This window comes from Vibrio variabilis, assembly GCF_003263785.1.
GTDB classification, from domain to species: domain Bacteria; phylum Pseudomonadota; class Gammaproteobacteria; order Enterobacterales; family Vibrionaceae; genus Vibrio; species Vibrio variabilis.
Genome location: NZ_JYJK01000004.1, coordinates 22,188 through 30,839, shown reverse-complemented (window position 1 = coordinate 30,839; position 8,652 = coordinate 22,188). Strand labels below are relative to the sequence as shown.

Here is an 8,652-nt window from a genome sequence, read left to right as displayed (position 1 = left end):
GTGAGAAGTCGATGGTAGACATAGTAAATAACCTTTAATTCAGTCTATACGTAGATAGTTAATCTTGATGATGGTGACAATATTTCACTCATCATTCTTTATTACATTCCTATGCGGGTAACGAGTACCTTGTCCTGATGAGGAAATATTAAGGTAAGAGTGAGAAATAAATAAATCGCTTTTGTAGGGTCAGTTCATCGGGTAAGGATAAGAGCAAAAAAAAGCTGCCTAGTGGCAGCTTCTCAATATTAATCGATATGTATTAGGTCTATATAAAACTTAGCGATTGCTAAAGATAGAAAAACAAATATCACCATAATGAGCGGTGTTTGTATATCGAAGCTTGGCGTCAAATGCAGTGGTCCGTTGGTAAGCACAACAAGCATTTGTGGTCCTATCATTTTTTGCAGAGGCTGTTTGAATACGTCACAACCGATCGACATACCTATTAAGTTAGCAAAATAGAAAATAGCTATCTGCCATGCTTCCGTGAGCGAGGGTAGAATCAACACAAATTGCAGTAAGATAACAGCAGTGAAGATAATGAACCCTAAAATAACATTATTTATATAGGATTTTGGCATAGACGTCATCGCGTTAGCCATCACACAGGCTAGCATCGGGAAGATAGTTCCCCCAGGAATTGCCAAATATATCCAAAGAAAAAACGCAGAGATGATCACGCAAACATTTTGAGCGACGACCACTAGCCTTTGCTGATAGTTAGTGAATAACGTCAGGCTACGTTTAGTCGCGTGATAAAGCGCTTCATTATCCCATGCAGAATCTAGTAAAAGGGTATGTAAATCATCGCGACTAAGCTGGTCGATACTGTTTTTGTTGACCGTATTACTTAGCTCTGCACATCGATGGCTGTGCCAGTCTAGGTCAAACAACTCTGGCTGTTCTAATCTATCGACCGACTCGATAAAAGACGCCAACACGATGCGATACTTATCGATATTACTTTTCAGGTCGTAACTCCCGTGAAGTGGGAGCGCAAGTAGTGATTTTGTGCGTTCAATGTCCGCTTTTAAATTACTTAGTTCGACTTTATCTTTATGGTCGAATCGATAATCGACAATAATCTTTCGGTATTGCTTCACCAGAGTGGCGAACTGCTCGAAAATTAAGTCTTCTGTTTTTTGTGGCCACAGAAAGGTATAGACAAATGTGAACACCATTACACCGAGAATAGTTTCTTGAACACGAGTAATTGCTATGTTGAATGTCGTCACATTGTCAAAACTGCCCACCATGGCAATCAAAGTGCATACGATAATCGCCATTTTAAACAGATAGCCGTGGTGTAGGCAGCCGCTTAGGTAGGTAAGAATAGCGGCAATGCCGACAAAAGCCGCGACAAAGAGCAAAGGGTCTTGTGGAAATAAGGACACCAATATGAACGCTAGAATAGCTCCAATACCAGCGCCTAGAATACGTTCTCGCCCCGTTTTCAAAGAATGTCCAAGGGATTCGTGGGTAGACAGAATGATAACTGTAGTAGCTGCCCAGTAAGGCTTTTCCCAACCAAACGATAACGCTAGCAACAGTGCTAGCGGTACAGATATAGCCAGTTTTAACGCATTATGCATATCAATCTTCATATTCTACTCAGCCTGTTGATGTTTACTCACTAAAACGGATGCCGTTGCGCCGACGATAAGTTGGATATCTTCTGGTGGCTTATCCAGTTTGATTTGCACCGGAATACGCTGTGCTAGACGGATCCATTGGAAGTTTGGGTTCACATTTGGCAAAAGAAACGAGCCAGTGCTGCCATCGGCTTTGGAAATGCCATATCCCATGCTTCTTACATGACCCGCCAAAGGGCGATCAGGGTGAGACATAAGCGTGACTTGAGCGAGCGAGCCAGTGCGAATGTGGCGAAGATCGGTCTCTTCAAAAAAGCCTTCAACCCAAAAACTGTCATCATCAATTAACGCGACAACCGGTTGGTTGGCTACCACCTGAGAACCTTCTTGAAGGTTGAGGTTAGTGATGTAACCGTCAGTGGGAGCAGTCACCGTTGTGAACTCAAGATTCAATGACGCTGATTCGTAACTAGCTTCAGCAGCTTTTACATTTGCGCGAGAAGTCTGCACGTCGTTGGCGAGGTTGTTGAGAGTCAAAATAGGTACTGCGCCAGGTTTGCGACGTTCAAGTTCTGCAGAACGCTTCTCTTCGTTAATAGCGCGTTCAAGAAGCGCTTTAGCTTGAAGTAGGTTCGCGTACGCTTGATCTTTTGCTGCCTCAAATGTGCTTGGGTCGATTTTAAACAGTACATCACCTTTTTTGACGTGACTGTTGTCTTCAACATTGAGCTCGATAACTGGTCCTGTGACGCGTGGTGTGATCTGAATAATATCAGCGCGAACCTGACCATCCCGTGTCCATGGGTTTTCGATGTAACTTGCGTAGTTGTCATAGGTGAAATAACCAGCAATGGCCAAAACAGCAATAGTAGTGATGAGTTTCTTTAACACGGGAAAACCTTTCTTTGAATTACGACCAAACGATATATTTGTTGAGCAGAACCACGTAAACGGCTGCAATAGCAATCTCGACCAACGCATAACCTGCGAAGTATCGGTGCCATTTTCTGCGCACGATGAACTTACTTGTTATTAGTGCTAGTAAATAACCGCATGCGCAGGTGAGCAGAAGAGGGGGAAATAAATCCCGGCAAACTCAAGCTCGTGGGGCATGCTGAACGACAGTTCATTCATAGTGTGATTCGCCTTTTTCAAATAGTAATTTCGTATCAGAAAAGGAAACGGAGAAGGAGCTGATACGTTGATGAAGTAAAGGTTAAATGGGAAGTGTCTTTTCAATAAATCGGTTATGTAGGATCGTACCCTCTGTTTTAGCTAACACTCTGTTCAACAAAGGATAGTTTGAGACGAATAAGTTGAAATTTTCGCGGGAACTGAATAGTGTTGATAACAGGGTATTAACAAAGGACGGTTGAGATGAACATTGGAATTTATATCTACAAAGACGTCGAGGTATTGGATTTCGCCGGTCCGTTCGAGGTGTTTTCTACGGCAAATCGATTTTTGCCTGATGAAGATAAGTGGAATGTGAGTTTACTGTCTAGCAGTCATGGTGAAGTAAGTGCCCGTGGAGGTTTTAATGTTCAGTCGGATTACTCAATCCTCAGCCATCCAAAGTTGGATGTGGTAGTCATCCCCGGCGGTATACATGAGCCAGAGATGACCAATGTGAAATCTATGGACTGGATCGCGAAAGTTTCCAAAGAGGCCGATCTAGTCTCTTCAGTGTGTACAGGCGCCTTTTTGCTGGCTCAAGCAGGGGTTATTACCGATCAAACTGTCACCACCCATTGGGAGGATCAAGTTGATTTGAAAGCACAATTTCCTAACTTAACGGTTAAACCCGACGTTCGTTGGGTTGATCTCGGTCGCTTAGTAACATCTGGCGGAATATCAGCTGGTATAGATATGAGCTTGAGGCTCGTGGAAAAACTAAAAGGTAGGGAAATAGCACTAAAAACGGCAAAACAGATGGAGTTTGATTGGAATGACGACGGGGTTATTTTATGACTTTAGTTATTAGAAAAGTCGCGATTCCCGTTACCGAGGAATTAGATAATCTCTCTGTTGACGAAAGCCAACTCCCTTTTGTGGGCATTACTTCAGAGATTGTCCACGCGAGTTTATCCAAACCCCTAGAGACACAGTGGATCATCTATTCCAACGATATAGCGGTGGGGTTCTTTTTACTTGATCAAGACTATGCCAATACGATGAAGGATGCACCTGCCGGTGCGGTAGGCTTACGTGCATACTTTATAGACCAGCGCTATCAAGGGCTTGGTCTAGCGAAGTCGTCTCTTAGTTTAATTACTGACCAGTTTCATTCTTGGCTTAACATAGCCCCATGTGATCTGTATTTAACAGTGAACTGCAAGAACGCAGTCGCCTATCAGCTGTACCAAAAGGTAGGTTTTGTGGACACAGGAGAACTGTATTTAGGCGGAGCGGCTGGTCCGCAGCACATTATGTGCTTCAAATCAAAGAAACCACGCTAGATAGGACTATGATGCACGCTTCGTCTTTGACGATGTGAACTATTTTGTCGCCGTTAACCTGCTTTTTTGTCGTGAGGTACTCACTTGATTTCTAAATTACCACGTTGGATTGAGTCAGGCGCTTTTATTCTTGCGCTACTTGCAGGGACAGTAAATGCGGTAGCTTGATGGGTTTTCAACATCAAGCCATATCTCATCTATCTGGAACAGCGACGCTACTTGGTACACAGCTATTCAATGATTGGTCGGCGGCAGGGTATTTGTTTGCAATCGTTATAAGCTTCTTGGTTGGTTCTGCGATCTCAGGGCTTTTCATCTCAAATGTATCGCTCAAGCTTGGCCGTCAATACGAATGGTTACTTTGTATCGAGAGTTTATTCTTGTTTATTGCCGCCTATTTTCTCTTCCAAGGTTCACATATGGGAACCTATTTCGCTTCGGCTGCATGTGGACTACAAAATGCACTGGCGACAACATTCAGTGGCGCAGTTGTCAGAACGACTCACGTGACAGGAATCGTGACTGACTTAGGCATTATGATTGGTTCTTCATTGCGTGGTGAACCCTTCGATAAACGAAAAGCGAAATTGTTTGTGACCATCGTTTTTGGTTTTGTTTTAGGGGGCATCGCAGGGGCTATGTTGTTCTATAAGCTGGCTTTTCTTTCACTTGCCGTACCTGCAACGGCTTGTATACTACTGGCTATCGTGTACCGAATTTACCGTAAGCGCATTGCTTACACGAACAGAGCGAATTAAGGAAAGAGAATGGCGCTTGAACAATGGATTGTCGATGCTTTCACTGATACACCTTTTCGAGGTAACAGTGCTGCTGTCGTGATTGTAGACAACTACGATGATGTGCAGTGGATGCAAAACGTCGCGATTGAAAATAATCTCTCAGAGACCGCATTCCTAAACAAACGTGGTGATAATCATTATTTCATTCGTTGGTTTTCGCCGATGACCGAAATTGATTTTTGTGGACACGCGACGTTGGCTGCTTCTCATGTTCTTTTCGAGCAACTTGGACTAACTGGCGAAATAAAGTTCTCGACGACATCCGTGGGGGATTTGCTGGTTTCAAAACAGGATAGTGGAAGAGTTGAAATGAGTTTTCCTATTCGTAAACCAAGTCAAATTTCTCGTATTCCCTCGCAACTACTCAATGGATTATCGATACCACCAAAACAGGTATTGCGGAGTGAACAAGCCTATTTTGCGATCTACGATAATGCCAGCGACGTTACTGACCTGACGACCAACAATGCAGAGCTAGTAGAATTGGCGCCTTATGATGTTGTGGCAACCGCGCCAAGTAATGATGGCGAGCATGACTTCGTCTCTCGTTATTTTTGGCCAGCAAATGGTGGCGATGAAGACCCAGTCACAGGTTCGATTCACGCTGGCCTTGTACCGTATTGGAGTGAAAGGCTGAACAAGACAAGTTTGACTGCGCTGCAAGCCTCTGCGCGAACGGGTGTTCTCTATGGGTTACTAAAACATGACAAAGTTCTGATATCCGGAGACGCTGTTTTGTTTGCGAAGTCTCAGCTACTTGTATAGTGTGACGACAAATATTTGAGGGTCAACCTCAAGCAACTGAACGGAAGAATAGAGCGATGAAACTGTCAAAAAGAGAAAGTCGCGTGGTAAGCAGTGCGATTGACCAATGGCACAAAGAAGGTGTGATTACAGAAGAAGATCGCAGCAAACTAAAAGGCAGTTATGAAGTGGCGAGTATTGACTGGTCATTGATTGCTAAGTACTCATTCTGGGTCGCGATTTTGTGTATTGTACTCTCAGTCTTGTCAGTCCTGCTCGACAAGTGGCTTATTGAACTTATCGAACAAATCTTTAGTGCGCCTGATATCGCGAAGAGTGGATTTTTTGCAGTTGTGGCCGCGGGTTTTTATCTCTACGGCGTAAGAAGAAAGTCGAGCGCTCCAGATAAAACCTTCAGTAATGAAGCGCTATTCGTATTGGGTATTATCAGTACCGCTATTTCTATCTACTTCATTGGTCAAGTTATTGAAACTGACAGCTTAACGAAACTGATCCTGCTTGCATCCATTGTTTATGGGCTACTGGGGTTTTGGATACCATCGTTGCTGGTATGGGCGTGTGCTTTGCTCAGTTTGAGTGTTTGGTTTGGGATTGAAACCTACCAATGGAATGAATCTGGTTATTTCCTTGGAATGTCACTGCCTCTGCGCTTCGTGCTGTTCAGCGCTATTTTGGTCGCGCTAGGGATGGTGACGCAGCGTAAATGGCCAAAGTTTGAAGACTTTTCCATTACGACTCGCGCCTACGGGTTGATTTTATTTTTCTTGTCGCTGTGGGTTGTTTTCTATTTTTGGCAACTACGCCGATTTTGTAGAGTGGGGGGATGTAAGCCAGTTTTCACTCATTCATTGGTCGGTTTTGTTACTCATCGCTTCGCTTGCAGCGCTTTATCACGGTATCAAGTTTGACGATGAGCTAAACCGTGGCTTCGGTCTCATTTTTGTGTTTATTAACCTGTATACCCGATTTGTTGAGTACTTTTGGGAAGGCACGCATAAAGCATTGTTTTTTGCGGTGCTCGCAGCAAGCTTTTGGTTTTTCGGTACTCGCGCTGAAAAGATCTATCGTATTGGTCAGCGTCCACGAACGGTTGAAACAGAGAGCGAATAAGTTCGCTCAGGTTTTTACTCGTACACTTCTACTGACTGAGCTTCCATTGTATAGGCGGTGGTCACATCCGTGGCACCGTCTGACAGCTCAATATTAGACGAGTTGGTTTGTTGAGCCAGCTTTCCTTCCACCCAAACTGGGGTATACAACCCTCTGAATTGCACACCTTGCGGAAAGCTGACGACGACCATTTGATTCGCTGGTGGGGTGGGTGTGGATACAGGCACCAGCAGTGGGAACTAAGATAAATTCAGTGACTGTTAAGTTGTCGAATTCCAGTGGAACGATAAACCCCGGGAGTCGACCTTGTTTTCCAATCAGATCATTGTTTACTTTCATGTTCCAGTCTGAATGATCTTCGTCTATTTGCTTTTGCTTCTCAATCAGCTCAAGGATGTTGACGCCTTTCTCAGCAAAGCGAAGCAGGGCTTGACGATAATCAGCTTCGCGTGCAGGTCTTTCCTCATCATGACTATTTTGATAGTCGACAATCATCATCAAATCGTAGCGGGCTCTGATGTCGTAGTCTTTGAAATGATTGCTGTAACTAGGTGCGTCTATCTCCTGTGCTAGATCTTGCCAGCTCCAATCATTGGCATAAGAACTCACAGAAACAACAGCAAAAAACCAAGCAAGCACACGCACAGGGACAACCTCTAAAACTCATTATTCAATACCGCCGACACGCTACCAGCATGAGTCGGTTATGTATATGTGCTAATTATAGTTTTCATTCTCGATGTGTAACAGTTGGTAATGGATCGCCATGTAATCTTACTGAGCTCGGTGGTTGTGGTTTAGGTTTAACACTGTTTTTTGGTAAAGCTTGGGCGTAAGACCGCTAATGCGTTTAAACGAGCGTGAGAAATGAGAAATATCAGAGAATCCCAGTTGACTGGCAATATGAGTAAGAGACAGCTCCTCACCCATCATGTCGACGGCAACGGTAAAAACTAAGTTGTCTTTGATATGACGAAAGTTGGTGCGCTCTTCTTTGAGGCGTCTTTGCAATGTTCGTGGGGACAGCTTAAGGAGTTTGGCCGCGTTTTCGAGTGTTAAGTTATGTTCTCGTACATAGGGTAATAGTGCGGTAAAAACTTGGTCTGTAAAGTTGGCATGCCAGGTGACAAGTGGCACTTGGGTTTCAGTATCTTTGGCCGTGATGTTAGGGCGCTGATTTAAAATCTCATCTTCGATTAGCCACTCGATACGATCATTGCTGACGATGTATTGAGTCGATTTGCCAATGATCGCTTGGTAAAGCTCGATTTCATCAATCTGGATTTTGAGCTGTTTGGGCGTCCAGTCACTCTTGGTCAGCGCTCGCACTAGCTCAATCGCATACAACACAGCCCACACTTCAGACCAAATAAACGGGTCACTGCCATCATTCTCCCGCTTACACCAATACCAGGTTCTTCCGTGCACGGTTTCAAGTCCAACGCTCACGTTGGTGGCGTCATAAGCAAATACATCGCGTGAGTGCTCCAAGGCGTCTCTCACTGTCGTGCACTCAGAGAATTGCCCTAAAAGTTTTGGTAGTGACTTTTGCTTGATGGCGGTTCTTACCAAGTCACCAAAGTTGGTCATTCCAAGTTGATTGCCAAGCAAATATAACAGTCGCTTAACGGGCTCTTGGGGCAAAAACTCTTGGTCTAAATCAAACAGATCGGGTGGCAATCCAGAATCGCGGATCGCTTGGTGTGGATCTTCTCCGTATTCACGAAATAATTCGACCAAGATACGAGCATAACTCGATTTGATCAGTCGATTGGCGGGCTCTTGGGGTGCAGGCATGATTCAGACTCTTGAAAAGCTTTGATTTCAGCTTAGCCACTTGGCGTGAAATGGCAACTTTTAGATAGCGCACCCGTTAACATTATCAATGATTGAGAATGAAAACTGAATGCATGATCGATGACT

General features: G+C 44.2%; 8 protein-coding genes and 2 pseudogenes. 6 read left to right on the top strand and 4 right to left on the bottom strand.

All coding sequences use genetic code 11. From position 1 onward, the window contains the following. Positions 1-248 precede the first annotated feature (248 nt). Together TZ48_RS00790 and TZ48_RS00785 are read right to left on the bottom strand one after the other, a co-directional pair. Positions 249-1,607 (bottom strand): FUSC family protein, encoded by a 1,359-nt coding sequence (locus TZ48_RS00790; RefSeq protein WP_112477893.1) that lies wholly within the window; start codon positions 1,605-1,607, stop codon positions 249-251. Positions 1,608-1,610: 3 nt separating this feature from the next. Further along, positions 1,611-2,486 carry an HlyD family secretion protein gene (locus TZ48_RS00785; RefSeq protein ID WP_112477892.1) on the bottom strand — a complete coding sequence of 292 codons (876 nt, stop codon included), beginning with the start codon at positions 2,484-2,486 and terminating at the stop codon, positions 1,611-1,613. A gap of 486 nt (positions 2,487-2,972) precedes the next feature. Here TZ48_RS00785 and TZ48_RS00775 point away from each other — a divergent pair, with 486 nt between their 5' ends. The 6 genes and pseudogenes from TZ48_RS00775 (at position 2,973) to TZ48_RS00750 (ending at position 6,729) form a co-directional block, all read left to right on the top strand. After that, entirely contained in the window at positions 2,973-3,566 is a 594-nt protein-coding gene (locus tag TZ48_RS00775; protein WP_112477890.1) for a DJ-1/PfpI family protein, read from the top strand. After that, a complete protein-coding gene (locus TZ48_RS00770) occupies positions 3,563-4,054 on the top strand; it encodes a GNAT family N-acetyltransferase (RefSeq protein ID WP_112477889.1) in 492 nt (163 codons plus the stop codon). The genes TZ48_RS00775 and TZ48_RS00770 overlap by 4 nt, the downstream gene beginning before the upstream one ends. A gap of 84 nt (positions 4,055-4,138) precedes the next feature. After that, positions 4,139-4,812 (top strand): annotated as a pseudogene (locus TZ48_RS00765) (YoaK family protein). A gap of 9 nt (positions 4,813-4,821) precedes the next feature. Next, positions 4,822-5,619 carry a PhzF family phenazine biosynthesis protein gene (locus tag TZ48_RS00760; protein ID WP_112477888.1) on the top strand — a complete coding sequence of 266 codons (798 nt, stop codon included), beginning with the start codon at positions 4,822-4,824 and terminating at the stop codon, positions 5,617-5,619. A gap of 56 nt (positions 5,620-5,675) precedes the next feature. After that, positions 5,676-6,527, top strand: coding sequence for a DUF2157 domain-containing protein (locus tag TZ48_RS00755; protein WP_112477887.1), 852 nt, complete (start codon positions 5,676-5,678; stop codon positions 6,525-6,527). After that, positions 6,478-6,729 (top strand): hypothetical protein, encoded by a 252-nt coding sequence (locus tag TZ48_RS00750; protein WP_112477886.1) that lies wholly within the window; start codon positions 6,478-6,480, stop codon positions 6,727-6,729. The genes TZ48_RS00755 and TZ48_RS00750 overlap by 50 nt, the downstream gene beginning before the upstream one ends. Before the next feature lie 14 nt (positions 6,730-6,743). Here TZ48_RS00750 and TZ48_RS00740 read toward each other — a convergent pair. After that, a pseudogene (locus tag TZ48_RS00740) lies at positions 6,744-7,224 on the bottom strand (DUF3299 domain-containing protein). Between the two features lie 279 nt (positions 7,225-7,503). Next, positions 7,504-8,526 carry a helix-turn-helix domain-containing protein gene (locus TZ48_RS00735; RefSeq protein WP_112477883.1) on the bottom strand — a complete coding sequence of 341 codons (1,023 nt, stop codon included), beginning with the start codon at positions 8,524-8,526 and terminating at the stop codon, positions 7,504-7,506. Positions 8,527-8,652: the final 126 nt, after the last annotated feature.